The organism is Pseudomonas paeninsulae (assembly GCF_035621475.1).
GTDB classification, from domain to species: Bacteria; Pseudomonadota; Gammaproteobacteria; order Pseudomonadales; family Pseudomonadaceae; genus Aquipseudomonas; species Aquipseudomonas paeninsulae.
On record NZ_CP141799.1, the window covers coordinates 4,098,692 to 4,121,904 of the forward strand.

Consider the following 23,213-nt stretch of genomic DNA (forward strand, 5'->3'; position numbering starts at 1 on the left):
TAACGCTTGGTTAAAGGGCGGGCTTTAGCCCAATGTCATCAACTTAAGCTCCCAGCCCTGCCCCCGGTGTCAGGCTAGTTGTCGCCTCGGCTGATTTATCAAAACGATAGATCGGGGGCGTCAAAGAGAGCTGATATGTCGAGTTATTCACCTGAGCGTAAAGCTGCCCTGCTGAACAAATTACTCCCGCCACAAAACATGTCTGTGGCGGCGTTGTCGCGCCAAGAAGGTATCCCCGAAGCGACGCTGTATGCTTGGCGAACCAAGCTCAAAGCAGGAGGTGCGGTGGTGCCTGGAGACAAGAAACAAACCGATAATTGGCCGGCTGAAGCCAAGTTTGCAGCGGTGCTGCACGCGGCGTCCTTGAGTGAGATTGAGCTCAGTGAGTACTGCCGCAGCAAGGGTTTGTACCCTGAGCAAATCAGCGCATGGCGCCAAGCGTGCATCAGCGGCCAGCAGTCGGCCCAGGCTCAGCGTCAAGCCGAGCGCGAACAAGCGCGTGCCGACAAGAAGCGCATCGCAGAGCTAGAGCGCGAACTGCGGCGCAAGGACAAGGCGCTGGCAGAGACCGCCGCCATCTTGGTGCTACGAAAAAAGATGAATGCCTTCTGGGGAAACGACAGCGAGGACGTCTGACCTCGTTGCCAGAACGGCAACAACTCGTTGAGCGTTTTAACCATGCGGTGGTTTCGGGTGCGCGCAAGGCGGTTGCCTGCGCTGAGATCGGGCTGTCGCTACGCAGCCTGCAACGCTGGGCGTCTACGCCGGTGGTGCAGGCTGACGTGCGCACCACCACGCTACGCCCACGACCGTTGAACGCCCTGAGTGAGTGCGAGCGCAGCGCGATCTTGGCTGCCTGCAACAGCCCGGAATTCGCCAGCCTGCCGCCCAGCCAGGTCGTGCCAAGGTTGGCCGATCAAGGCCGCTACCTGGCCTCGGAGGCGACCTTTTATCGCGTCCTTAAAGCCGCCGATCAGCAGCATCGACGTGGCCGCAGTCATACACCGCACAAGCATGCCGCGCCGACCACGCACAACGCTACGAAGGCCAACCAGGTCTGGTCGTGGGACATCACCTACCTGGCTTCAAAGGTGCGCGGGAAGTATTACTACCTGTATTTGATCGAGGATATCTACAGCCGCAAGGGCGTGGGCTGGGAAGTCTACGAACAAGAAAGCGGCGAACTGGCGGCCGAACTGATGCAGCGCACCGTACTGACTGAGCGCTGCGCCGGCCGGCCCTTGGTGTTGCACTCGGATAACGGCGCACCGATGAAATCAGTGACGCTGCTGAGCAAACTGTACGACCTGGGCATTACGCCGTCGCGCGGGAGACCACGGGTGAGCAACGACAACCCCTACTCAGAATCGCTGTTTAGAACCCTGAAATACTGCCCGCAATGGCCGCAGGATGGCTTTGCCGATTTGGATGCAGCACGCAGCTGGGTGCGCGACTTTATCCGCTGGTACAACCACGAACACCGGCATAGCCGCATCCGCTTCGTGACCCCGGCGCAGCGGCATCGCGGCGAGGATCAAGAGGTGCTGGCCAAGCGTCATGCGCTTTACCAGCATGCTCGCAATCAACACCCGCATCGCTGGTCGGGCGCGACTCGAAATTGGCAACCTATCGGCGCTGTCACACTCAATCCAGACAGAGAGCAACCGGCACTGAAAATAGCAGCTTAAAAACACGGCTGACGCGACAACTACCTTGCAAAACGCCGCCTGTCTGGAGCAAGCAAATCCAGGGCTTGAGCGCTCGGTTGCAGCAGCACCGCCACCGGTTTTGCTCCCCGATTCAGCGCATATTTAATCTTGGCGGCAGCTTAATGGACGCCGGTTCGCTTTATCGAGCGGGTTTCTCGTTTTCCGGGCGAGCGCGTACCGACCGCTTCTGGCCAGCTTTTTTGCACGGCGGTTTTGGCGGTAGTGCGGGTTCTCAGCGCGTCGGTTTGGCCCCCTCGCAGCCGCGGCTGGCCGGGCGCTTACACTTACGCGGGAAGCTGCGCCCTGGACGCACGGCGCTGAGACTGTTGGTCATCAGCGCCAGCACGTTGGCCAGCCCCTGAGCACAGGGGCGCACCAGCAGCTCGACCAAGGTGTTCTTGAGGCGCGACACCCCTTGGGTGAAGTTGACCTTCCAGCGCAACTTGCGGCCTTTGTGGCGCTGTTCGATGACCGGTTGCAGCAGGTAGTTCATCAGCAGCCCCAGATTCTTCAGTAGTTGCCCGGCATGAAAGTCCTGCTTCACCGCTACCACGCTGCGACCGCTGAAGTTGTCCAGACTCAGGGTCTGCTTGACGCGGCGGTAGTCCGTCTCGATGCCCCATCGGCGGTGGTAGAGATCCGCAAACACCTCGGCCGGGAATGCCTGCCGGTCCAGCAGAGAGGTCAGCAACACTTCGCTTTCACCGCTCGCCAGCTCGACCCGAACCAAGCGTAATTCGACCTGGCCTGCGGGATCGACGCCGGCCTCGGTACAAAACAAGCGCGCTTCTGGATGACTGGCCGCGAAGAACAGCGTGTCTTCGACCTGACCCGACTGGAGAAACTGTTTGACCTGCGCGTTGTAGCCACAAGGCAGGCGCATCAGGAAATGCCGCCGTTGCTGCTCGAACAGCGCGAACAACCAGTGCCCAGGATAGCCGCGATCAAACAGCGTCAGGCTGTCAGGGGGCAGATGCGCGAGATGCAAGTGGGTGCAATCACGCTCGCCGACTTCGAATGGCACGATCAGGCTGTGCAGCGTTTGACCGTCGGTGACGTCGTAGAGCATGGACAGGCGGGCAACGGGAAACTCGCTGTGGCTGCCAAAGAAGCGCGTCATGGCCGGCTCCAGTGGTAAATGTACGGTGGAGCCATCCACGGCGAGTACGCGTAGCCCGCACCACGTCTGGCGCAGCCCGAGGCTGTCGATCTGGTGCTGAAGGACTTGGTTAAGGCTCTCGAAGACCTCGGGCTTGAGCTTGCTGCGAGCCTTGCTGAAGGCTTGCGCGGTAACCACCTGGGTCTCGGCCGAGGCCTGATTTAGCACGCGATAGAACTGATCGAGTTCGGTCTGCAAGGCGGTGCGCGGCTGATTGAGCAAGAACAGGACGAGGTTCTTGAAGGTCAGCTGACGTCGGCGGGTAAAGTCTTGAGGGTGCTGGCGGTGGGTATCGATGAAAGCGGGACAATCAAGCGAGCTGGTTATTTTTTGTACAATTTTCAGGCCAGGGTTTGCTGGGCGGTGTCAAACGGTGTGGAATGAGAGGCCATAAGGAGTTTTCCTATGCGCTAATTTGAGCGCTAATTATATGATATTTATAGAGAAACTGCTTAAGTTGATGACATTGGGCTTTAGCCCGTCCCAGTGAGCGAAGCGAACGATTTGAACCACTAGTTAGATGCCGTTCTCCTCGGACTTGTCTTCATCAGGACCTGTGGCTACTGTTTTTTTATACCACTGAGAAGACGACTCCTCTGTTTCCGGTGTGTCTATTAGCTCTACACCTTCAAAGTTTCCGCTCTCAATTTTGGCTTTCAATTCTATTTCTATGTCTTCTATTTTTTCCAGTACCCTTCTTCGTGATGCACCAAGCCATTTGATAAGTAAAAGTACTGTTGTCGCCAATTTTCTTAAGGCTGGACGTGAGTATTGGGAGTGCGTCGTCAAGGGTCGAGATAGGTTTCTCTAGGTATTGATTAACTTCGTCTTCAAACACATAAACAGAGAGTAGTATATGTTCGATTATTTTTAGGGCTATTAAAACTGATTGTTTTTTTGCCTTCTTTATTTCGTGAGCTGCATCGTTACCCATAAATCCAATAGCGTGTAAGCGCTCTGCGTCCGACTTTGAGATCATGCCAGAGCGGCTCATTGCATTTATTCTAATTTGAAGATTTTTACCGGTAACATCTGGCGGTTGCAGGAGCTGAGTGCAACACGGTTATTGAATTGAAGCGGGCGCATCATGTTGCATCGTCATCGCTTTTTCCATCATCTCTGACATCACCTCAATTGGGCACTTCCAGTTGAAGCGCTTACGTGGACGAATGTTCAACTCATAAGCGATGGCATCCAGCTGTTCCTGGCTACATACAGACAAGTCCGTGCCCTTGGGCAGATACTGGCGAATCAGGCCATTGATGTTCTCGTTGCTGCCGCGCTGCCAGGGGCTGTGCGGGTCGCAGAAGTAGATTGCCACCCCTGTTTTCTGGGTGATCTCAGCATGCCGGGTCATTTCCCTGCCCTGGTCGTAGGTCATGCTCTTGCGCACAGCCAGCGGCATCCGGTTGAGGGCCGCACTGAAACCCTCAACCGCCGAAGTTGCCGTTGCATCGTTCATCTTGATCAGCATCAGGTAATTGCTACTGCGCTCGTTCAGCGTGCCCACAGCAGAGGCGTTGGCCTTGCCTTTGATCAGATCACCTTCCCAGTGCCCCGGCATCAAGCGGTCTTCAATCTCTGGCGGACGCAGATGGATGCTCACCATCTCCGGGATCTGGTTGCGCCGATCAACGCCCCCTGCACGCGGCCTACGCGTACTCTTGCCCTGGCGCAGGCACTGGATCAGCTCCTTGCGCAGCTCGCCCACAGGCAGGGCATAGACCGCGCTGTAGATCGTCTCGCGGCAAACGTAAGCATCTTCAAAACTGGGAATATCCATGCTGCGCAGCTTGCCGGCAATCTGTTCGGGAGAGAAGTTTTTTCGCAGCAACTCCACCACCAACTCAAGCAGTTCGCTGCCCGGCACTAGCTTCTTTTGCGGGCGACACGCCTCTCGACGTTGACGCATATGCCCCTGGGCCGTAGGTGCGTGATAGATGCCGTTGGAGCCGGTGTTACGTCGCAGTTCACGACTGATCGTGGAGCGGTTGCGACCAAGTGCTTGGGCAATTGCTTGCTGGCTCATGCCATGCAACCGACCCACTTGAATCGTGGCGCGCTCTTCAATGCTGAGTTCGTGATATTCCATTGGGCCGCACCTTACCGGAAAGGTCAGGTGTTGCACTCAGTTTCCGCGGCCGCCTCTTTATCATTACAAATGGCTTCAATTGTTGCTCTCAACCCAAGCCCTGCTAGGGTGAATGCTCCCTCTTGTATTGCTAAAACAGACTCCTGATAAATCCTTTTTACTATTCTTGGGATATCAGTTAGAGACTCAATTGGGTTGTGATCTTTTATGTAATGAGGAAAAGTTTCAACTGTGATTTCGTGCTCGTACTCGTCGTGACTAATTGGATAGCATGACTCGTAATCATGATATTCTTTTCGAAATTATATCGTCTCGCAGCCATTGCACTCTAAAAGAAAATATTTTGTTTCATCGTGATATCCATCTGGATCAGAGCGTTGACTAACCTCCCCTAGAGTAGTGTGTTTTGTATTTCTTTTGCATGATCTGCAGTCACTCCAGATGGCCTCTTTGGGCATCATTTATTCCTTGTGTAATTGGTGTTATTCGTAGGTATCTAACGTTTGGTTAAGGGGCGGGCTTTAGCCCGTCCCAGTGAGCGCAGCGAACGATTTGAACCAATTGTTATAAGCCCTTCGGCCAAATGAACTCGATTTCCGGTACCGCTAGATGAATAGAGATAGGATCATCTCTTCCTACTGCATATGCAACAGTGCTTTTGTGGCAGCCAATTTGCGGAATACTAAAAAGAAGTTTGCCCGCACAGAAAGCATTTAAAATATTGTGAGAGCCACTAAATTGTAGAAAATTAGACTCACCTATTGCTCTCGCGAGTTCCCAGATTTTAGATTCTTCTTGTAGATCAATATAAATTTCTAGCGGCCCAAGTTGGTCATCTTGGGAGCAGCAGGCTTGGCGCGTGACTGTAATTTTCATATGTGCTTATAACAGTGATTAGATGGACCGCTGCATTAATCCGATAGTAGAGAATTCTGCATAATCCCGCACCACCCTACCCGCTCTGAAATAAAAATCATCTACCAATCAATGCGTTAGACCAGTAGCGTCAGTCGAGATCCGTATTCGCTTGGCTTCTGCATTTCGCCCGACCATTACGCCCTGTATAAAAAAACAGAACCCAACAGCCAATATGGACAGTCCAACCGCCAAGCTCCGCCTGTGTGAGCAGATCAGGGCGGTGATGCGCTTGCATCATTACAGCATCTGCGCCGAGAAACCCTGTTGGCACTGGCTTCGCGACTTTATCCGCCCGCCTCTCGCAGTCGTATCGCACCATCCGCCATAGCTTTGCCGCCGCTGGGCTAGCCTGTCGGCTCAGTCCCGCTCGGCCTGCAAAGCTTCCAGCACTTGGCGATAAACGCCCTGTAGCCGCTGCGCGTCTTCCTCGTCCAGTTGCTCTTGCTGCAGACGCCGGAGGAACACCTCCTCGACGCTCAGTTCGTCCAGGGTTTCCCTGGCCCGACCCTGCAACGCGGCCACGGCATTGCCGCGCTCACGGCGGATGCGCAGCACCTCGACCGGCAGGCCCTCGCACAGCGCGGCGATGCGCAGTTGCAGGTCGCTGAGGTAGTCATCGGTGCTCACCAGCACTTCCAGCCACACCGGTAACTCGCGGCTGCCCTGCTGTGCGGCCTCGACAATCGCCTGCTCCAGCTCCTTGAGCGATCCGCGTACGGACAGCAGTGGCTGGAAACGCGGCACCGGCAAGGCCGTGATACCACGCAAGCCACTGCCATCGAGTTCGACCAGCAACACCTCCTTCTGCTGCCTGGCCTCGTCGAAACTCAACGGGATCGGCGAACCGCAGTAGCGGATATGCTCCAGGCCGCCGACCTTCTGCGGCCGATGGATATGCCCCAGGGCGATATAGGCGGCCGGCGGAAAGGCGCTGGTGGGGAAGGCTTCCAGACTGCCGACGTAGATCTCGCGCACCGATTCGCTGGCGCTGGCGCCGACCGTGGTCAAATGCCCCGTGGCGATGATCGGCAACTCGCCGCCCAGCTCATCGCGCCTGGCCTCGGCCAGGGCATACAGATCCTGGTAATGCTGCTGAATCGCCTGCTGCAACGACAACTGCTTGTCCTGCGCACTCTGCCCGGCCTGGCTCTGCAGCACATCGCGCGGGCGGATAAAGGGAATCCCGCAGAGAATCGCCCCGGGCGCGCCGTTACGCCGGTGCAGCACCAACAGTTGCTCGCGCAGATCCGCACACACGCCAGGGATCACCCGGGTATCCAGTTGCGCCAGCAGGGTCTTGCTTTCGCCGAGCATGGCCACCGAATCGTGGTTGCCACCGAGCACCACCAGCTCGCAGCCGCTGCCGCGCAGCTCGGCGATAAAGCGGTTGTACTGCTCGCGGGCGTAGCTGGGCGGCGCCCCGGTGTCGAAGATATCGCCAGCGATCAGCAGCGCATCGACCTCATGCGCGCGCACCTGCTCGATCAGCCAGGCGCAGAAGGCCTGGTGCTCGGCCTGGCGGGTCTTGCCCATGAAGTGCTGGCCAAGGTGCCAGTCGGAGGTGTGGAGGATGCGCATCGGCTGGCTCACAGGATCCAATCCTTGACCACCATATGGGTCTTGACCTTTTGCATGCCGGGGAAGTTTTCGATCTCGCCGCGGATCTCGCTGAAACGCTGCATGGACGGCGCCTCGATATACACCAGCATGTCAGTCTCGCCGCTGATGCCGCTGCAACGGCGCACCTCGGGAAATACCCGCATGCGCTCGACATAGTGCTCGCAGCGCCCGCCCTGGTAGAACAACTCCAGGTAGGCCTTGATGCCGGCATCGCCCGGCGCGACAACCTGGGCGTGATAGCCACTGATGATGCCGCCTTGCTCCAGCTGGCGAATGCGCTCGCTCACCGCGGAGCGCGACAGGTTGACTTCACGGGCAATCTGGCTCACCGGCACACGCGCATCGGCGCGCAACAGGGCGAGAATCTGCTGATCGAACTTGTCCACTTGGGCTCTCGGGCAAAAGGCAATCTGACGGTCAATTCCGCCAGTTCGTCGGACAAAACCGACGCTTCGCCAGCATCCAGCAGCAGGCGGGCGAATTATGATGGCGAAGAAAACCTCAGAGCATACAACATGAGCCGCCTGAACCAAGAACTGGGCCTACTGCAGGGCATTGGCCTGCTGAGCACCTCGCTGCTGGGCACCGGTATTTTCGTCGTGCCGGCACTGGCCGCCACCGCGGCGGGCGAGGCTTCGTTGTGGGCCTGGATGATCCTCATCGCCCTGGTCCTGCCGATCGCCTTCACCTTCGCCCAACTGGGCCGGCACTACCCCCATGCCGGCGGTGCGCCGCACCTGATCGGCCGCGCTTTCGGCCCGCGCATGGAGCGCCTCAGCGCCTGGCTGTTCCTCGCCGTGCTGCCAGTCGGCTTGCCAGCGGCACTGAATATCGCCAGCGGTTTCTGGCAGGCGGTGGTCGACTTGGATCGCGGCCAGGCGCTGGCGATCCAGCTCGCCACCCTCGGCGCCATCCTGCTGCTCGGCCAGCGTCCGGCCAAGGCCTCGGGGCTGGTGCAAGGCCTGATCGCCGTGGCTATCGTCGGCAGTGTCGGCCTGATCTGGTGGGTCGGCGACTTGCCGCGTGCCAGCCAACCGCTGCTGCCGCCCATCGAAGGCTCCTGGCACCTGCTTCCCGCTGCGCTGGGGGTGATGTTCTGGTGTTTCGTCGGCATCGAGGCTTTCACCCACATGGGCGAGGAATTCAAGCGCCCCGAGCGCGACTTCCCCCTGGCCCTGCTGCTCGGCGTACTGCTCGCCGGCCTGGTGTACTGGGCCTGTTCGGTCGCGGTGCTGAGCTTTCAGGCGTACGGCAATGTGCACAGCGACGCCGCCTCGCTGCCGCGCCTGTTCGACCTGTTGCTGGGCGAGCAAGCGCGCTGGCTGATCGCGCTGGTCGGCTACCTGGCCTGCTTCGCCTCGATGAACGTCTATATCCAGGGCTTCTCCCGGCTGATCTGGAGCCTGGCCGACGAAGGCAAGCTGCCAGCCCGCCTGGCCCAGCGCAATCACCACGGCGTACCGGCCCGCGCCCTGCTGCTGGTGGTTCTGAGCTGCGCCCTGTGCGCCAGCCTGGCCGGTCTGTTCAACCTCTCGGTGGACGACTTGATCCGCTACGCCAACGGCAACTTCGTGGTCATCTACCTGCTGAGCATGGCCGCCGGCTGGGTGCTGCTGCGCGGCGTCTGGCGCTGGCTCGCCGGTTTCAGCGCGCTGCTCTGCGCCCTGGTGCTGTCGATGCTCGGCGTGGATGCCTGGTATGCCCTGGGGCTATTGGCCGTACTGGCCGCACTCGATTACCTGCGCAACCCGCCCATGCAGGCGGCAAAGGTGACCTGAGGCCCTGGATGCTTCTATCCTTGGGGCGAACCCGCCGAAAGGAAGCCCCATGCATCGCGTACTCAAAGACCTGAAGATCATGTTGCTGGCCAATCTGTGGATAGTCCCAGTGGTCGCGGCGCTGGTCGGCGCGGTGTTCTATTTCGTTGCCCCGCCGCCGCCGATGCACGCCAGCATGGCCACCGGCGCGGAGGGTGGCAATTACCGGTTATTTGCCGAGAAGCTCAAGACGCAACTGGCCAGGGAAGGCTTCGAGCTGACCCTGGTACCCAGCGCCGGTTCGCGGAACAACCTCGAGCGACTGTTAGCCGATTCACCCGCAGTGCAGATCGCCCTGGTGCAGAGCGGCCTGGAACGCCAGCTCGAGGCCGCCGACCGCGCCCGCCTGCAAAGCCTGGGCGCGGTGTATCAGGAACCGCTGTGGTTGTTCTACCGCAAGGACATTGCGCTCGAGCGCATCGCCGATCTACTGCCGCTGCGCCTGGCCCTGGGCAACGTCGGTAGCGGTACCCATGCGGCCAGCGAAGCAGTCCTCGCCGCCAATGCCATCGACCCGCAGCAGTACCCCGCCACCTGGCAGAGCCTGGGCGCTAACAAGGCCGCCGCCGCCCTAAATTCCGGCGAGCTGGACGCCGCCTTTTTCGTCGGTCCGGCGGAGAACACCCGAGTGCAGCTGCTGGCGGCCAATCCGGCGTTACGCCTGGCCAACTTCCGCCGCGCCGCCGCCTATGAAGCCCGCCTGCCGTTCTTCAAGCGCGTGATTATCGAGGAGGGTCTGCTCAACCTGGCGCTGAACAGTCCACCGCAGACCACCGTCACCCTGTCCCCGGTGGCCACTCTGGTGACCAACCAAAACTTCCACCCGGGTCTGGTGGCACTGTTCCTCGAAGCCAGCCGCGAGGTGATGAAGGACGGCAGCCTGCTGGATCAGGCCGGCGCCTTTCCCAGCGCCGTGCCACGCACCTTCGAGCTGTCCAGCGACGCCGAGCACTACTACAAGAGCGGTCTACCGCTGCTGCAGCGCTACCTGCCGTTTCGCATCGCGTCCCTGGCCGACCGCTACATCATCCTGCTGATCCCGCTGATCGTGGTGCTGGTACCGCTGCTCAAGGCGGTCGGCCCGTTGTATCGCTGGCGCATCCGCGCACGCATCTACCGCTGGTACAAACACCTGCGTGAGATTGACCGGCAACTGGACGCCGGCACCCTGCCGGAACGCCTGGGCAGCGAGATCGAACGCCTGGAACAGCTGCAGGACGAACTGGCCAAGGTCGAGGTACCGCTGTCTTACTCCAACGAACTGTACGAGCTGCATGTGCACCTGCGCTACGTGATCGAACGATTGCAGACCTTGCAGCAGCGGCGGGCGACCGAGGCCGAGACACTCGGGTAAACTGCGCAGCATTCCCAGGGCAGCGAAGCCGGTCATCGCCAGCTGTCAGCGCCCCCGTTCACCGCTGAAGATTCCAGAGAGACCGTCCATGCCGATCCGCCACTGCATCGTCCACCTGATCGACAAGAAACCCGATGGCACTCCCGCCGTGCTGCACGCCCGCGACAGCGAACTGGGTGCCTCGCAGGCCATCGAGAACATGCTCGCCGACCTCAATCAGAGCTACAACGCCAAGCAGGGCAAGGCCTGGGGCTTGTTTCACGCCGAATCCGGCGCCTACCCGTTCAGTGGCTGGCTGAAGCATTACCTCGACGCTGGCCAGGACTTCGCCGCGTTCAGCCGCCAGGCGGTCGAGCACCTGCAGAAGCTGATGGAGGAGTCCAACCTGTCCACCGGCGGCCATGTGCTGTTCGCCCACTACCAGCAAGGCATGACCGACTACCTGGTGATCGCCCTGCTGCATCACAGCGACGGCGTAGCAGTCAACGATGCGCTGGACGTGACCGCTGCCAAGCACCTGGACCTCAGCCAGTTGCACCTGGCGGCGCGGATCAACATTTCCGAGTGGCAGAACAACGCCCATTCCAAGCAGTACATTTCCTTTATCAAGGGCAAGAACGGCAAGAAGGTGTCGGAGTACTTCCGCGACTTCATCGGCTGCCAGGAAGGTGTCGACGGGCCGGGCGAAACCCGCACCCTGCTGAAAGCCTTCAGCGACTTCGTCGAAAGCGAGGATCTGCCAGAAGAAGCGGCACGGGAAAAAACCAAGACCCTGGTCGACTACGCCAGCAGCCAGGCCAAGATCGGCGAGCCCATGGGCCTGCAGGAGCTCTCCGGGCTGATCGACGAAGAACGCCCGCGGGCGTTCTACGAGCATATCCGTAACAAGGACTACGGCCTGTCGCCGGAGATCCCGGCGGACAAGCGCACGCTCAGCCAGTTCCAGCGTTTCACCGGTCGCGCCGAAGGCCTGTCGATCAGCTTCGAAGCTCACCTGCTCGGCTCTAAAGTCGAATACGACGAGAGCCAGGGCACCCTGATCCTGCGCAACTTGCCAACCCAACTGACCGACCAGCTCAAGCGGCGCAAGGACTGAAAGACTGAGCGCCTATTGCGACCATCTGTAGGCGTTCGCGCTGAGGTTGCGTTCGATAGTTTCATGACATTCGAGGCACTGCGCCATGTCACGCCTGCCCGACAGTGTTCTCGACGATTGCCTGCTCGATCCGGCGGCACCCTTTGCCAAGGATCCGGCGCGCGATTTTGGCCTGGAGAAAAAGACCGCGCAATCGGCCCTGGCCGAACTGCGCGCCTGGCTCAACGATCAGCAGCGCCGGCTCCAGGCCAACGGCCAGGACGCCCTGCTGCTAGTGCTGCAAGGCCCGGACTGCGCCGGCAAAGACGGCGTCATCAGGCGCGTGCTCAACAGCATCGACCCGCAAGGCCTGCGCCTGCACAGTTTCAAGCAACCGGATGCCGGCGAGCGACGGCATGATTTCCTCTGGCGCTATCGGCGGCGGCTGCCCGCCCCCGGACTGCTCGGGGTGTTCAACCGCAGTTACTACGAAGGCCTGGCCAGCGACCTCTTCGACGGCCTGATCGCCGCCGCCGAGTTACCCGCCCGCCTGCAGCGCGTGCTGGCCCTGGAAGCGGGTCTGCCGGCGCAGCGCCTGCATCCGCTCAAGTGCTACCTGCAGATCTCCCGTGACGAGCAGAAAGCGCGCCTGCTGCAACGCGTGCAGCGCCCGGACAAGCGCTGGAAACTGCGCGCCAGTGATCTGCTGGCCTACCGTGGCTACGAGGTGCGCCAGCAACACTGGAGCGAACTGCTGACGGCCAGCCACAGCGAACAGGCCCCCTGGTATGTGCTGCCGGCCGAGCATCGCTGGCTGCGCGACTGGTTGCTGGCCAGCCTGCTGGCCCGCGAATTCGAACGCCTGCACCTCGAGTGGCCGGATCGCCCAGCGCCCTTCACGGTGGACGATCTGCAGGGCGCGGACTAGAGCCACTTCCCTCTGCTCGCCCGGGAGCAGCGGCAGCGCTACGCATTAGCCGTCACAGAAGCAGTCAAGCGCTGCGCGGCTGAAGCCGCTCTTGTGCACTCAATCCCAGCCCGACAGGCTGCTAGAGTCAGATATAAAGGTTCCACCGTCTGCGCTGAGGAGTCGGGGATGAAACCGTCCTGCAACCAACCAGACCCTGCGGCCCAGTGTCGCCGCTTGGTTGTGTGCGCCACGCTATGCCTGGGACTACTGGCCGGCGTCGTGAGCATGGCCACTGAAGAACCGCCACCGGAAGCGCTGCGCAGCGACAGCGCACGTTTCGTCGCCGTGAATACCGCGTTCACCCTAGCGCACGAAATGGGCCATCTGCTGATCGCCGAACTGAATCTTCCGGTGCTCGGCCGCGAGGAGGATGCCGCCGATCAACTCGGCTTCATCAGCCTGTTCCTCGCCAACGGGCGTCAGCGCGACGCCGACTTCTACGCCAAATTGCTGGACATCGCCGATTACTGGCGGCTGGAGTGGCAACGGGCGAAACCGGAGCATGAGGAAGTGTACGCCTGGGCCAGCCATGGTCTCGATGCCCAGCGCTTCTACAATCTGGCCTGCCTGATCTACGGCAGCGATCCGGATCGGCTGGAATGGGTGCCCAAGCTGACCGGTCTGCCAATGGAACGCGCGCTCTACTGCGACCAGGAATATGCCCAGGTGCGCAAGGCGCTGGCCTGGGTCGAGCAACAACACGGCCGCCGCCCCGGCGAGTCGCTTGGCCATCGCATCCAGGTGATCTACGAGCCGCCGAGCCTGCGCCCGGAAGAGAGTCAGCGCCTGCTCGAACAGATCCGCAGCTCTGGCGAAGTGGAGGCCATCGCCGCCCGCGCCAGCGATACTTACCACCTGCCCCGTGATCTGGTGCTGCGCCTGGCCAGTTGTGGTGCGCCAGACGCCTGGTACAGCCGCACCGGCGGCGAGCTGGTGCTGTGCTACGAACGCCTGGCGCATTTTCAGCTGCTCGCCGTGCAGTTACCGCGCCTGCGCCAGGCGGCCATCCAAGCCTGCGACAGCTGTCGCAAGCCGTAGGCCGGGGCAAGCGCGCCTCAGCGCGCCTCGATCCGGAAGCCCATGCGCGGGAAGTGCACATGCACAACCCCGGCGCGCGGATCCTCGCGACGCAGGATCAGCTCTTCGCTACCGCTGAACAACAACTCGCCCTCGACCGGATCGACGCCGTAATCGATAGCCGCAATGGTCACCTGCTGGCCGAGCGTGAAACCATTCGGGTCAGTAAATGCCTCATTGGGGAGCTCTGCCGGGGTGGCCTCGCGCGCGATCGCCACGGCTTCTTCACCGCTCATCTCGCTGTGCGCACCGTGACCGAAACCCAACACCCGGCCAAGCCAGGCCGCCACTGCCGGATACTCGTCAACCAGCGGCGCAGTCACCGGGGTGCCGCGCAGGAACCACAGCGAATGGGCCATGGCGAAGTCGGCCAGCGACGGCTCGCCAAACAGAAAATCGCCCTGCTCGCGCTCGAGTTGCTGCTGCAAACGGCTCATCAGCACCGGCCATTGATGCTTGGCCTGCTCTAGCGGCACGCGGCTGGCATTGCCGCCACTGAACAGCGCGGTACGGTCGGCGATAAAGGTCTTGAGGAATTCCGGCGGCAGGGTGCCGAAGCGTACAGCGATGGATTCAGGCTGGAACACTAGGCTCACCGCATGCTGGAACACCAGCGAGTCGGCCCACTGGGCGAAGCTGGTGACATTGAATTCCTGGCCTTCGGGAAACAACGGCGGCGTGGCTTTTTCCGCCTCCAGACGCCGGGCGATAAGCGCGGTATCGCAATAGATGTCGGCACCGACCTGCAACACCGGGGTCTTGCGATAACTGCCCGTCAAGGCGATCAGATCCGGTTTTGGCATCATTGCCGGGATCAACACCGAGCGCCAGGACAGTTGCTTGAAGCCCAGCATCAGGCGCGCCTTTTCGGCAAACGGCGAGGTTGGGTAATGGTGCAGGATCAACTCGTGCATGACAGGCTCCGCAACTATTCAGGAAACCGCCAGCTTACCCGTGCACACCACTGCGGCCTACCCGCTCAGGTTGATAGCGCGCCATCAACCACGGCGATAAGACTGCCAGCGGCTACCAGCACTTCCTTGGCCGGTTTGCCCAGGCGTTTGATCGCCCGCTCCCGGCGCAACGCATCGCCTTTGCCCGCGCAGGCTTCGATATAGACCAACGCCAGCGCCGGACTGGAATAGAAGAAGCGCGCGCCTTTGCCACTCTGGTGCTGGGCGAAACGCCGCTGCGGGTTGTCGCTGATACCGCAATACAACGCGCCATTCTGCGCCCGCACCAGATAGACGAACCAGGTTTTGCCGGCGGCCTCAGTCATCGCAGGCACCGCCCGCGAACCGAGTCAGGCGAACCATTCACGAGCCGTACGCCACAGGCAGATACCGACGAAATAGACCGAGGCCAGTCCCCAGACCGCCAGCAGCCAGGTCTGGTTGAGTGGGTACTGCACAATCAGCAAGGCACAGGCCGACATCCACACCAAGGTCACGCCGATATTCAGTGGCATGAACTGCTTGACCCGAAACGGGTGGAGAAACTTCATCTTGGTCAGGGTCAGGCCCGACAACAGCACGATGGTGGCGAGGCTTAGCCAGGGGTCGAAGTCCAACAGGTAGAGGTAGACAATCACCACGTTCCAGGCCGCCGGGAAGCCGACAAAGTAGTTGTCCTTGCTCTTCATGTTGAGGTTGCAGAAGCAGAACAACGACGACAGCAGGATCACTCCGACCGAGAGCAGCAGGGTGTATTCGGGTAGGGGGATGAAGCGGTACACGAAGATCGCCGGGATGAATGCATAGGTGAGGTAGTCGATCACCAGGTCCAGGGTCGATCCATCGAAGTGCGGCAACACCACCTTGACGTCGAATTTGCGGGCCAGGGTGCCGTCCAGGCCATCGACCAGCAATGCCAATCCCAACCAGAGCAGGCAGACCTGCGGCCGACCATCGAGTACAGCCAACAAGGCCAGCAACGCCAGAATCACCCCGCTAGAGGTGACGGCATGCGCGCCCCAAGCCTTGGCTTTGCTTGCGGACAGCAATATTACATTCATGATCAGGCTTCCTGGCGCTCTGGCTTGTGTCTGGCAGCTGGAGAACCACTGCACTCGGTTGGGCCGCGTTCAGCTACGGTCTGTTATTCAACGAATAGTCCAGGTTTACAACTTGCGCCTGACGTCGCTGAAGGTTCAGACCAGAAAGCCTACCATTACGTTCGCTATTGCAGCTAAAAGCCATGAATCAAGGGTTATCGAGAGGCCCTGAACTGCGCCAAGCCCTTGGCCGCCTGACGGTGAATGGCGTTCTGCACCGGCGGCGCCCAACCCAGCAGCAGCCCTTTCATACCCAAGGACTGGCGCGCCCAACGCCACAGGTCGAAATGGTCGCGGTGCTCAGCGATCTTGCCGTCGCGAAAGACGAAGTGGGCATCGATGCGGTTGACCACCGTATTGCCGGTCTGGCTGAACAGGTAGGTCGCCACCCACTGCGCACTGCCCTGCCGCTCGTCCGCCTGGACATGGTCGAAGGTCAGCGAAAAATTCTGCGCCCGCGCCGTCAACATGCGCCACATGTCCGCCGCTTCGCGGCCACGCAAATCCTCGAACACCGGATCGCTGAAGCGTACATCCTCGGCATAGCACGCCGCCATCGCCTCGGCGTCACGCTGCTGGAAGGCCTGGTAGAAATGGCTGATGAGTTCGGCGTTGGGGTGATTCATGGGCACGACTCCAGAGGTGAGAGTGTCTCAGCGGTTGTGAAAATATCGAGCGCCGTCGCGAGGCCGTCTCCAGGCGTTCACGTAGCGCAACGCCGCAGCGGGCGTTTGGAGGCGGCCGTGGTAGGCGAGCGTTTTTCACAAGCTCTTAGTATTGCCGGCAAAGGGCTAGCTGGCGATTGGCGCACACACCAACTTTGTGTCAATAATCGCCACAAACCAGCAATGACTCACTCGCCATGTTCACCATCGCACTCTACGTCTGCCCGCAAACCGTCTGCTCCAGCCTGAGCATGGCCTGCGATGCTTTTGCCCTGGCCAACCGCCTGGCCGACAAGCCTCTGTTCAAGCTGCAGCGCTTCAGCCTGGATGCCCAGCCGGTTGACCTCGACTTCGCGCGTATCCAGGTCGACGGCGGCCTGGCGCTGGCCGAACAGGCCGAGTTGCTGATGCTGCCGGCCACCGGCAGCGCCATCGACCTGAGTCTTGGCGCCAATGCCGCCTTGCTGCCCTGGCTCGCGCAACGCCCGAGCAGCCAAGCAATCGCCAGCCTGTGCAGCAGCGCCTTCCTGCTCGGCGCCGCCGGCCTGCTTGATGGCCGTCGGGCCACCACCCATTGGGCATTGGCCAGCCAGTTCCGCCAGCGCTTCCCGCAGGTACGTTTGGAGATCGATGAACTGCTCTGCCACGACGGCAACCTGCACAGCTCAGGCGGCGCCCACGCCGGACTGGATTTGTGCCTGTACCTGATTACCCGGCATGCCGGGGCGTGGCTCGCGCAGCAAGTCGCCAACGCGCTGGTATTCGACACCCAACGCGGACGCCAGTCGAGGTTTGCCCCGCTGCTGCCGGCAAGCAGCGCCACTGACAGCCCTCTGGCCCCGCTGCTGCACTGGATGCAGCAGCATCACGCCGAGCCAATCGACCTCAAGCGCCTGGCCGAGCAGGCCAATTGCTCGCCGCGCACCTTGTTGCGCCGCTTCAAGACCAGTACCGGGCTGACACCCAACGACTACCTACAGCGCCTGCGCATCAGCGCCGCACAAAACGCCCTGCGCCAGCCCGCACGCTCGCTGGAGCAGGTTGCCGAACAGGTCGGTTTTGCCGATCGGGCGACCTTTGCCAAGCTGTTCAAGCAGCTCTGCGGCGAACCCCCGGGCGCATTCCGCCGGCGCATACGCCAGGCACCCTGAACGCCCGAACCGACAGGCGAGCATGGCCGGGACACTTATATTGGCTGCATTGAGCGCGCCGGTCAGCGCGCGTCGATTTGCTGCTGCAGGTTCTGGATCTGGCCTTGCAGGGTGCTGATATTGCGGGTCATCTGCGCACGGAAGGCATCGAACTCGGCCGTGTTGCTTTTCGCCGCCGGACGATTGTCCAGTTCGCTGCGCAACACCAGCAGATCCTGCTCCAGGCGGCCGATGGCCTGATTCGAATTGCCAGCCCTTTTCAGCGCCGCAATCTCGTCATTCAAGTTTTGCAGTTGCCCGTCGAGCTTGGCCGACCCGGTTTGCGCGGTTTTCAAGGATGCCTGCTCGGCTTGCAATGCCGCCTGGGCTTTTTTCAGCGCGACCTGCTCATTGCTCAGGCTCTTCAGGCTGCCATCGAAGTTGCCAGTCGCGCCTTGCTGAGTCTTCAGCTCGGCTGCCAACTGCTCGATGCGCTTGTCCTGTCCGCTCTGCTGACCGGCCACGCCCTGCTGCTGCTTGCTCAGTTCGAGCAGTTTAGTTTCCAGCTGTTTGACTTGCAGCTTGAGCGATTCACTGCCGCTGGTGACCGTGGATTCGGTAGCCACTACCTTGCCGCTGATATCCTGGATACGCCCGGTAGCCTCCTCGCTGATACGCGCGAAGCTTTCCTGGGTGGCCACCAACTGCTGCTCCATCAGGCTGATCTGTTGAAAACTCCACCAGCCCAGCCCACAGAAGGCGATAGACAGGGCGCCGACCAAGGCCCACAGCGCGCCAGTGCTGCCTGCCTTGGGAGCTTTCGGGGCTTTGCCTGCTTTGGCTGCTTTGGGCGCATCCGCCGCGGCGCGGGATGGCGTCCGCGCGTCGGGCTCCTGGTGACCCGTATCCAAATAATCACGATCACTCTGATCGGTGGTCAGACTGGGCACATGATCGAGTTCGTCGTGGGCATCGTTACGCATGAGTAAACCTTTAGAAAACGCTGAAGACACGAAATTCCGGCCAGTATACCGGTTAGTGCGCGACGCTTCACCGGCGCGCCAAGCCAGTGCGACCCGCACCGACGCAGAGCGCGGTACTGGCAAACAGACCGCCTGCAGGGCGCACAGTTCCGCATTATGTGGACTGGTATGCGCTTTGCATTAATTTGTCAGCTCCGCCCTCACAGTGCCTGGGATCAGGATTAATGGCGCTGGAGCGCGGCGACCTGAACGGTTTCTACCGACAGAACGAGCTTCGTGTCCTTCAGGATGAGTGACACCCAGCCCACTCCAAGAACAGGGCTAAGGCATATGGAACTGAACAGAGCAGTGTTGGATTGCATGAAGAGCTTGCGCCGCAGGCTACGCGAGGAACTGGCGGTGGATATCCGTATGAGCCAGCCGGACGCGATCAGCACGATGCTCAGCGCCTGCCTGACGTCGACCAGCGAAGAGACCCGCCAGCTCGGCCAGCTCCTCGCCCAGTACAGCGACCAGCCATTCAACCCCGCCAGTGATAGCCCTACGCCCCGCCTGCAGGCAGGCCATCCCCTGCTGGATCAAGATCCGCAGGCCAAGCCGGCGAGCGGTTCGCTGCGCATGTATCGCGGCCAGCGGGTCTACGCCTGAGCGCCTTGAGCCTGGGTTGAGAGCCTTCAGCCGGGATGCTGAGCCTTCCACCACAGGCAGAACTCATCCAGCGCCGTCCACAGGCTGACCTGCGGCGCATAGTCCAAGTATTCGCGCGCACGGCTGATATCCAGAGAAAAATCCTTGGCCATCAGCGCCACCCCCAGACGAAACAGGGTGGGTTCGGGGCGGCCAGGCAGCAGCGTGCACAGCCCTTCGTTGAGCGTCGCGGCGCCATAAGCCAGGGCGTAGGGCAGATGCCGGGTCACCGGCGGCAGCTCGAGCTGGCGCAACACATAGTTGACCGCGTCCCACAGCGGCACCGGTGCGCCATTGCTGATGTTGTAGGCCTTGCCCAGCGCCGGCGCGGCGGCCAGCAAGCAGCTGAACAAGGCGTCATTGAGGTTCTGCATGCTGGTGAAGTCGACCCGGTTCAGGCCGTTGCCGACAATCGACAGGCGTCCCTTGCGCTGCATATTGATCAGCCGGGGAAAGAGACTGGTATCGCCGGCCCCCGTGACCGAGCGCGGACGCAAGGCCAGCACCTCGAGACCGAATTCCTGGGCGCCGAACACCTGCTGTTCGGCCAGGTACTTGGTCTTGCCGTAATGATCGAAGAAATGCTTGGGCACCTGCTCTTCCTGGATCGCCACGTGCGACTGGCCATCGAAATAGATCGACGGCGAGGACAGGTGCACCAGCCGCCGCACATGCTGTTTCAAGCAGCCTTCGACCACGTTCTCGGTAACCACCACATTGGCCTGATGGAACTGCTGATAGTTGCCCCAGAAGCCCACGGCGCCGGCGCAGTGCACCACCGCCTCGACGTCATGACAGAGCCGCTGCACCAGTTCGGGGTCGGACAAGTCGCCCTGGATGAACTCGGCGCCGCGCTTGACCAAGTGCTCCACTCCCTCTGCGCGGCGACCATTGACCCGCACGCTCAAGCCCTGCTCCAAGGCAAAGCGGGCGAAGCGTCCGCCGATAAAGCCACTTGCACCGGTAACCAGAATCTTCATCGCCACTCCATGCCGTACTTGACCGTCTGCGCACTCTAGCAGTGCCGACGCTGGCTCGCCGTGTCGCAACTCGCCAGAACAGCGACCGGGCGAACCAGGCGGCGGCCCTCTGGATAGACGCCAGCCGGCATATAGCTACTACGCTGTTATGCAGCGCATCCCCCCACAGGAGTCAGGCATGACCACGAGCAACTGGATGATCTACGGCGCCAACGGTTACACCGGCCACCTGCTGGCCGCCGAAGCGCAGCGCCAGGGCCTGACGCCGATTCTGGCCGGACGCAACCCGGCGGCGGTGCATGCCCTGGGCAGCCTGCTGGGCCTGGAATGCCGGATATTCGACATTGGCCAGCCCGAGCGCGCTCGCGAGGCACTGGCCGACGTGGTGCTGGTCGCCCACTGCGCCGGGCCTTTTTCCGCCACCAGCGCACCGATGCTCGATGCCTGCCTGGCCAGCGCGACCCATTATGTCGATATCACCGGCGAGATCGGCGTGTTCGAAGCGGCTCACGGCCGTGACCGGCAAGCCCGGGAGGCCGGACTGGTGGTCTGCCCCGGCGTTGGCTTCGACGTCATCCCCAGCGATTGCCTGGCCGCCTGCCTGCACCAGGCGCTGCCCGATGCCAGTCATCTGGCACTGGGATTCGACAGCGATAGCGGCCTGTCACCGGGCACCGCCAGGACCCTGGTGGAAGGCTTCACGTTCGGCGGCAAGGTGCGCCGCGCAGGCATCATCACCGATGTACCGCTGGGCTATAGACGCCGCCAGATCAACTTCGGCCGCGGCGTGAAATCCGCAGTCAGCATTCCCTGGGGCGACGTGGCGACTGCCTATTACTCGACCGGCATCGACAACATCGAGGTCTACCTGTCTACCCCGCCGGCCCTGGCCATCGGCATGCGCCTGCTCGACCCGCTGCGCCCGCTGCTCGGCCTGAATGCCGTCCAGCACTGGCTCAAGCGCCTGGTCGACAAGCGCGTATCGGGTCCCGACCAGGCCACCCGCGAACAGCAGCGCACCTGGCTGTGGGGCGAGGCACGCAACGCCGCTGGCGAAATGAGAACCGCCCGCCTGGAAACAACCAATGGCTATGAGGTGACCGTGCATGGCGTGCTGCTGGCGGTGCGTCACCTGCTCGCCTACAGCGGCCCCGGCGGCTATTTCACGCCCTCGCAACTACTCGGCGCACGCTGCGTGGAACAGCTGCCGGGGTCGGGCAAGATTCTGCTGTCCTGACACTGTCGCTGTGGCCGCGAACGCAACCTAGGATGGCTGACGCTTTACCTATCCATCAACAACGAGGGTGGATGAAAAGGCGCCAGCCACACAGCTCTCGTAGCCCAATAAAGCGTGAATGCGCTGCGATCCAGACGGGCGATCTCGGATTGCGCTGGCGCTTGGCCAAGCGACGAAACCGGCGCAACAAGGCGTTGAGCGACGCTCGGCCCCGTACTTCAGCCCACCGCTAGGCAAACCGGGCAAGCTGGGCTGAAGCGGATCGTCGCCCGGCGCGGCCTAGCCAACGGATTGACCCGCGGGTACCAGACACTCGCCGGCCGCCTTGCGCAAATGATCGGTCAGGCGATTGAGCAGCTCACCGCCGTTGCGCCAGTGATGCCAGTACAGCGGCACATCGACCGGCCGATCGGCGATCAGCTCGACCAACTCGCCACGGGCCAGCTCATTCAACACCTGCTGTTCCGGCATCAGGCCCCAACCAAGGCCACTCTGGGTCATGCGAATAAAGCCCTCGGACGACGGGCACAGGTGATGCAAAAAGCCACCCTCGACGCCAAGTTCAGCCAGGTAGCGATGCTGCAACAGGTCATCCGGACCAAACACGATGCCCGGCACCCGGGTCAGCGCCGCCGGGGTGACGCCCTGGGGGAAATGCCGGGCAATGAATCCCGGACTGGCCAACGCACGGTAACGCATGGCGCCAAGGGCCTGGCTACGCGCCCCTGCCACCGGCCGGTCCGTGGCACATACGCAAGCCGCTACATCACCGGCGCGCATGCGCTTCAGGCCGACGTCCTGATCTTCCACCAGCAACTCCAGCAACAGCCGGTGCTCGGCGCAAAACTCGCCCACGGCAGCAGCCCACCAGGTCGCCAGACTGTCGGCGTTCAAGGCGATGCGCAGGCGCTCGGGTACCCCGCCTTCGTCTAGCGCCGGCACCTGATCCTGCACATCGCGCTCAAGCAGACGCACCTGCTGCACATGGTTGAGCAGGCGCCGGCCGATTTCGGTGGGCGTCGGCGGCGTGGCACGCACTAGCACCGGCTGGCCAATCCGCGCTTCGAGCAGTTTGATCCGCTGCGACACCGCCGATTGCGACAAGCCCAGCAGCTGGGCGGCGCGCTCGAAACCGGCCTGCTCCACCACCGCCGCCAGAGCGGCCAACAACTTGTAGTCGAACAAATCAATTTTCCTAATGATAGATCAGCATAATTTGTTTCTCTTATACAGCCATGCGCAACAGACTGGCTACCTCCCCACCCTGCAACAAGGACATCATCATGGCCGGCGAGACCTCGCTCCCCACCCTGCTACGCAGCATGAGCCCAATCCTGAACGACGGCGACTACGTGTTCTGCTGTCTGGCCGATGCCACGCCACCGGCCGACCTGCAACCACTCGGCAGTTTCCGCGAGCGCGAGGGTCTGAGCCTGATCCTGCCGCGCCAGCAGGCCGAGCGGCTGGGCCTGGATTTCGACTATATCGCCGCCTGGATCACCCTCGAAGTGCACTCGGCGCTCGCCGCAGTCGGCCTCACCGCCGCGGTGGCCACCGCGCTGGCCGCCCATGGCATCAGCTGCAACGTGATCGCCGGCTACCACCACGACCACTTGTTCGTCGCCCAAGTCGATGGCCAACGCGCCATGGCGGTGCTGCAACAACTGGCCAAACAGTCGGAGTGACG

General features: G+C 61.5%; 23 protein-coding genes. 10 read left to right on the forward strand and 13 right to left on the reverse strand.

Annotation, left to right across the window (positions count from 1 at the left end; genetic code table 11):
• Nucleotides 1-135 precede the first annotated feature (135 nt).
• A protein-coding gene (locus VCJ09_RS18900) for an IS3 family transposase (RefSeq protein ID WP_324731617.1) occupies nucleotides 136-1,688 on the forward strand; the annotation gives its coding sequence in 2 pieces (ribosomal slippage) (nucleotides 136-598 and nucleotides 598-1,688; 1,554 coding nt in all).
• A gap of 253 nt (nucleotides 1,689-1,941) precedes the next feature.
• On the opposite strand, the gene VCJ09_RS18905 is transcribed toward VCJ09_RS18900, so the two are convergent.
• The 6 genes from VCJ09_RS18905 to VCJ09_RS18930 all read right to left on the reverse strand — a co-directional run bounded on the left by VCJ09_RS18905 (nucleotide 1,942) and on the right by VCJ09_RS18930 (nucleotide 7,884).
• Nucleotides 1,942-3,213 (reverse strand): IS4 family transposase, encoded by a 1,272-nt coding sequence (locus tag VCJ09_RS18905; RefSeq protein ID WP_324734608.1) that lies wholly within the window; start codon nucleotides 3,211-3,213, stop codon nucleotides 1,942-1,944.
• Between the two features lie 298 nt (nucleotides 3,214-3,511).
• Entirely contained in the window at nucleotides 3,512-3,913 is a 402-nt protein-coding gene (locus tag VCJ09_RS18910; RefSeq protein WP_324734690.1) for a DUF4145 domain-containing protein, read from the reverse strand.
• 18 nt (nucleotides 3,914-3,931) lie between these two features.
• A complete protein-coding gene (locus VCJ09_RS18915; protein WP_324730628.1) occupies nucleotides 3,932-4,960 on the reverse strand; it encodes an IS30 family transposase in 1,029 nt (342 codons plus the stop codon).
• Between the two features lie 564 nt (nucleotides 4,961-5,524).
• The gene (locus VCJ09_RS18920; RefSeq protein ID WP_324731618.1) at nucleotides 5,525-5,836 is read right to left on the reverse strand and encodes a hypothetical protein; all 312 of its coding nucleotides are present in this window, start codon (nucleotides 5,834-5,836) and stop codon (nucleotides 5,525-5,527) included.
• A gap of 399 nt (nucleotides 5,837-6,235) precedes the next feature.
• Nucleotides 6,236-7,456 carry an exonuclease subunit SbcD gene (gene sbcD / locus VCJ09_RS18925; protein ID WP_324734691.1) on the reverse strand — a complete coding sequence of 407 codons (1,221 nt, stop codon included), beginning with the start codon at nucleotides 7,454-7,456 and terminating at the stop codon, nucleotides 6,236-6,238.
• Between the two features lie 8 nt (nucleotides 7,457-7,464).
• The gene (locus tag VCJ09_RS18930) at nucleotides 7,465-7,884 is read right to left on the reverse strand and encodes an Lrp/AsnC family transcriptional regulator (RefSeq protein WP_324731619.1); all 420 of its coding nucleotides are present in this window, start codon (nucleotides 7,882-7,884) and stop codon (nucleotides 7,465-7,467) included.
• Between the two features lie 129 nt (nucleotides 7,885-8,013).
• On the opposite strand from VCJ09_RS18930, the gene yjeH reads away from it, so the two are divergent.
• From yjeH to VCJ09_RS18955, 5 genes are all read left to right on the forward strand, one after another.
• The gene (yjeH, locus tag VCJ09_RS18935) at nucleotides 8,014-9,276 is read left to right on the forward strand and encodes an L-methionine/branched-chain amino acid transporter (protein ID WP_324731620.1); all 1,263 of its coding nucleotides are present in this window, start codon (nucleotides 8,014-8,016) and stop codon (nucleotides 9,274-9,276) included.
• A 49-nt stretch (nucleotides 9,277-9,325) separates the two neighbouring features.
• Nucleotides 9,326-10,669 carry a TAXI family TRAP transporter solute-binding subunit gene (locus VCJ09_RS18940; protein WP_324731621.1) on the forward strand — a complete coding sequence of 448 codons (1,344 nt, stop codon included), beginning with the start codon at nucleotides 9,326-9,328 and terminating at the stop codon, nucleotides 10,667-10,669.
• A gap of 88 nt (nucleotides 10,670-10,757) precedes the next feature.
• Nucleotides 10,758-11,765: a nucleoid-associated protein YejK gene (gene yejK, locus VCJ09_RS18945; RefSeq protein WP_324731622.1), complete on the forward strand. Its 1,008-nt coding sequence runs from the start codon at nucleotides 10,758-10,760 to the stop codon at nucleotides 11,763-11,765.
• Nucleotides 11,766-11,850: 85 nt separating this feature from the next.
• Nucleotides 11,851-12,672 (forward strand): polyphosphate kinase 2 family protein, encoded by an 822-nt coding sequence (locus VCJ09_RS18950; RefSeq protein ID WP_324731623.1) that lies wholly within the window; start codon nucleotides 11,851-11,853, stop codon nucleotides 12,670-12,672.
• Between the two features lie 267 nt (nucleotides 12,673-12,939).
• The gene (locus VCJ09_RS18955; RefSeq protein ID WP_407692983.1) at nucleotides 12,940-13,752 is read left to right on the forward strand and encodes a DUF4344 domain-containing metallopeptidase; all 813 of its coding nucleotides are present in this window, start codon (nucleotides 12,940-12,942) and stop codon (nucleotides 13,750-13,752) included.
• A 17-nt stretch (nucleotides 13,753-13,769) separates the two neighbouring features.
• Here the strand turns inward: VCJ09_RS18955 and VCJ09_RS18960 are convergent, their stop codons facing one another.
• From VCJ09_RS18960 to VCJ09_RS18975, 4 genes are all read right to left on the reverse strand, one after another.
• Entirely contained in the window at nucleotides 13,770-14,705 is a 936-nt protein-coding gene (locus VCJ09_RS18960; RefSeq protein WP_324731625.1) for a glutathione S-transferase family protein, read from the reverse strand.
• A 65-nt stretch (nucleotides 14,706-14,770) separates the two neighbouring features.
• A complete protein-coding gene (locus VCJ09_RS18965; protein WP_324731626.1) occupies nucleotides 14,771-15,070 on the reverse strand; it encodes a GIY-YIG nuclease family protein in 300 nt (99 codons plus the stop codon).
• Between the two features lie 24 nt (nucleotides 15,071-15,094).
• Entirely contained in the window at nucleotides 15,095-15,805 is a 711-nt protein-coding gene (pcsA, locus tag VCJ09_RS18970; protein WP_324731627.1) for a phosphatidylcholine synthase, read from the reverse strand.
• A 194-nt stretch (nucleotides 15,806-15,999) separates the two neighbouring features.
• Entirely contained in the window at nucleotides 16,000-16,470 is a 471-nt protein-coding gene (locus VCJ09_RS18975; protein ID WP_324731628.1) for a nuclear transport factor 2 family protein, read from the reverse strand.
• A 236-nt stretch (nucleotides 16,471-16,706) separates the two neighbouring features.
• Here VCJ09_RS18975 and VCJ09_RS18980 point away from each other — a divergent pair, with 236 nt between their 5' ends.
• On the forward strand, nucleotides 16,707-17,660 hold the full coding sequence (locus VCJ09_RS18980) for a GlxA family transcriptional regulator (RefSeq protein ID WP_324731629.1): 954 nt from the start codon (nucleotides 16,707-16,709) through the stop codon (nucleotides 17,658-17,660).
• Nucleotides 17,661-17,722: 62 nt separating this feature from the next.
• On the opposite strand, the gene VCJ09_RS18985 is transcribed toward VCJ09_RS18980, so the two are convergent.
• Entirely contained in the window at nucleotides 17,723-18,622 is a 900-nt protein-coding gene (locus VCJ09_RS18985; protein WP_324731630.1) for an ATPase, read from the reverse strand.
• Nucleotides 18,623-18,952: 330 nt separating this feature from the next.
• Between VCJ09_RS18985 and VCJ09_RS18990 the strand changes: the two genes are divergently transcribed.
• Entirely contained in the window at nucleotides 18,953-19,270 is a 318-nt protein-coding gene (locus VCJ09_RS18990) for a hypothetical protein (RefSeq protein WP_324731631.1), read from the forward strand.
• Between the two features lie 26 nt (nucleotides 19,271-19,296).
• Here the strand turns inward: VCJ09_RS18990 and VCJ09_RS18995 are convergent, their stop codons facing one another.
• Nucleotides 19,297-20,289 (reverse strand): NAD-dependent epimerase/dehydratase family protein, encoded by a 993-nt coding sequence (locus tag VCJ09_RS18995; protein WP_324731632.1) that lies wholly within the window; start codon nucleotides 20,287-20,289, stop codon nucleotides 19,297-19,299.
• Between the two features lie 178 nt (nucleotides 20,290-20,467).
• On the opposite strand from VCJ09_RS18995, the gene VCJ09_RS19000 reads away from it, so the two are divergent.
• The gene (locus VCJ09_RS19000) at nucleotides 20,468-21,526 is read left to right on the forward strand and encodes a saccharopine dehydrogenase family protein (RefSeq protein ID WP_324731633.1); all 1,059 of its coding nucleotides are present in this window, start codon (nucleotides 20,468-20,470) and stop codon (nucleotides 21,524-21,526) included.
• Between the two features lie 279 nt (nucleotides 21,527-21,805).
• Here the strand turns inward: VCJ09_RS19000 and VCJ09_RS19005 are convergent, their stop codons facing one another.
• Nucleotides 21,806-22,711, reverse strand: coding sequence for a LysR family transcriptional regulator ArgP (locus tag VCJ09_RS19005; protein ID WP_407692984.1), 906 nt, complete (start codon nucleotides 22,709-22,711; stop codon nucleotides 21,806-21,808).
• 98 nt (nucleotides 22,712-22,809) lie between these two features.
• Here VCJ09_RS19005 and VCJ09_RS19010 point away from each other — a divergent pair, with 98 nt between their 5' ends.
• Complete coding sequence (locus VCJ09_RS19010; protein ID WP_324731634.1) at nucleotides 22,810-23,211, forward strand: ACT domain-containing protein; 402 nt, start codon at nucleotides 22,810-22,812, stop codon at nucleotides 23,209-23,211.
• Nucleotides 23,212-23,213 lie beyond the last annotated feature (2 nt).

Bases quoted from the DNA above. Each gene is read 5' to 3' on its own strand.
- VCJ09_RS18915 (WP_324730628.1), bottom strand. From the start codon at position 4,960: ATGGAATATCACGAACTCAGCATTGAAGAGCGCGCCACGATTCAAGTG.
- VCJ09_RS18920 (WP_324731618.1), bottom strand. From the start codon at position 5,836: ATGAAAATTACAGTCACGCGCCAAGCCTGCTGCTCCCAAGATGACCAA.
- sbcD (WP_324734691.1), bottom strand. From the start codon at position 7,456: ATGCGCATCCTCCACACCTCCGACTGGCACCTTGGCCAGCACTTCATG.
- yjeH (WP_324731620.1), top strand. From the start codon at position 8,014: ATGAGCCGCCTGAACCAAGAACTGGGCCTACTGCAGGGCATTGGCCTG.
- VCJ09_RS18940 (WP_324731621.1), top strand. From the start codon at position 9,326: ATGCATCGCGTACTCAAAGACCTGAAGATCATGTTGCTGGCCAATCTG.
- yejK (WP_324731622.1), top strand. From the start codon at position 10,758: ATGCCGATCCGCCACTGCATCGTCCACCTGATCGACAAGAAACCCGAT.
- VCJ09_RS18950 (WP_324731623.1), top strand. From the start codon at position 11,851: ATGTCACGCCTGCCCGACAGTGTTCTCGACGATTGCCTGCTCGATCCG.
- VCJ09_RS18955 (WP_407692983.1), top strand. From the start codon at position 12,940: ATGGCCACTGAAGAACCGCCACCGGAAGCGCTGCGCAGCGACAGCGCA.
- VCJ09_RS18960 (WP_324731625.1), bottom strand. From the start codon at position 14,705: ATGCACGAGTTGATCCTGCACCATTACCCAACCTCGCCGTTTGCCGAA.
- VCJ09_RS18965 (WP_324731626.1), bottom strand. From the start codon at position 15,070: ATGACTGAGGCCGCCGGCAAAACCTGGTTCGTCTATCTGGTGCGGGCG.
- pcsA (WP_324731627.1), bottom strand. From the start codon at position 15,805: ATGAATGTAATATTGCTGTCCGCAAGCAAAGCCAAGGCTTGGGGCGCG.
- VCJ09_RS18975 (WP_324731628.1), bottom strand. From the start codon at position 16,470: ATGAATCACCCCAACGCCGAACTCATCAGCCATTTCTACCAGGCCTTC.
- VCJ09_RS18980 (WP_324731629.1), top strand. From the start codon at position 16,707: ATGTTCACCATCGCACTCTACGTCTGCCCGCAAACCGTCTGCTCCAGC.
- VCJ09_RS18985 (WP_324731630.1), bottom strand. From the start codon at position 18,622: ATGCGTAACGATGCCCACGACGAACTCGATCATGTGCCCAGTCTGACC.
- VCJ09_RS18990 (WP_324731631.1), top strand. From the start codon at position 18,953: ATGGAACTGAACAGAGCAGTGTTGGATTGCATGAAGAGCTTGCGCCGC.
- VCJ09_RS18995 (WP_324731632.1), bottom strand. From the start codon at position 20,289: ATGAAGATTCTGGTTACCGGTGCAAGTGGCTTTATCGGCGGACGCTTC.
- VCJ09_RS19000 (WP_324731633.1), top strand. From the start codon at position 20,468: ATGACCACGAGCAACTGGATGATCTACGGCGCCAACGGTTACACCGGC.
- VCJ09_RS19010 (WP_324731634.1), top strand. From the start codon at position 22,810: ATGGCCGGCGAGACCTCGCTCCCCACCCTGCTACGCAGCATGAGCCCA.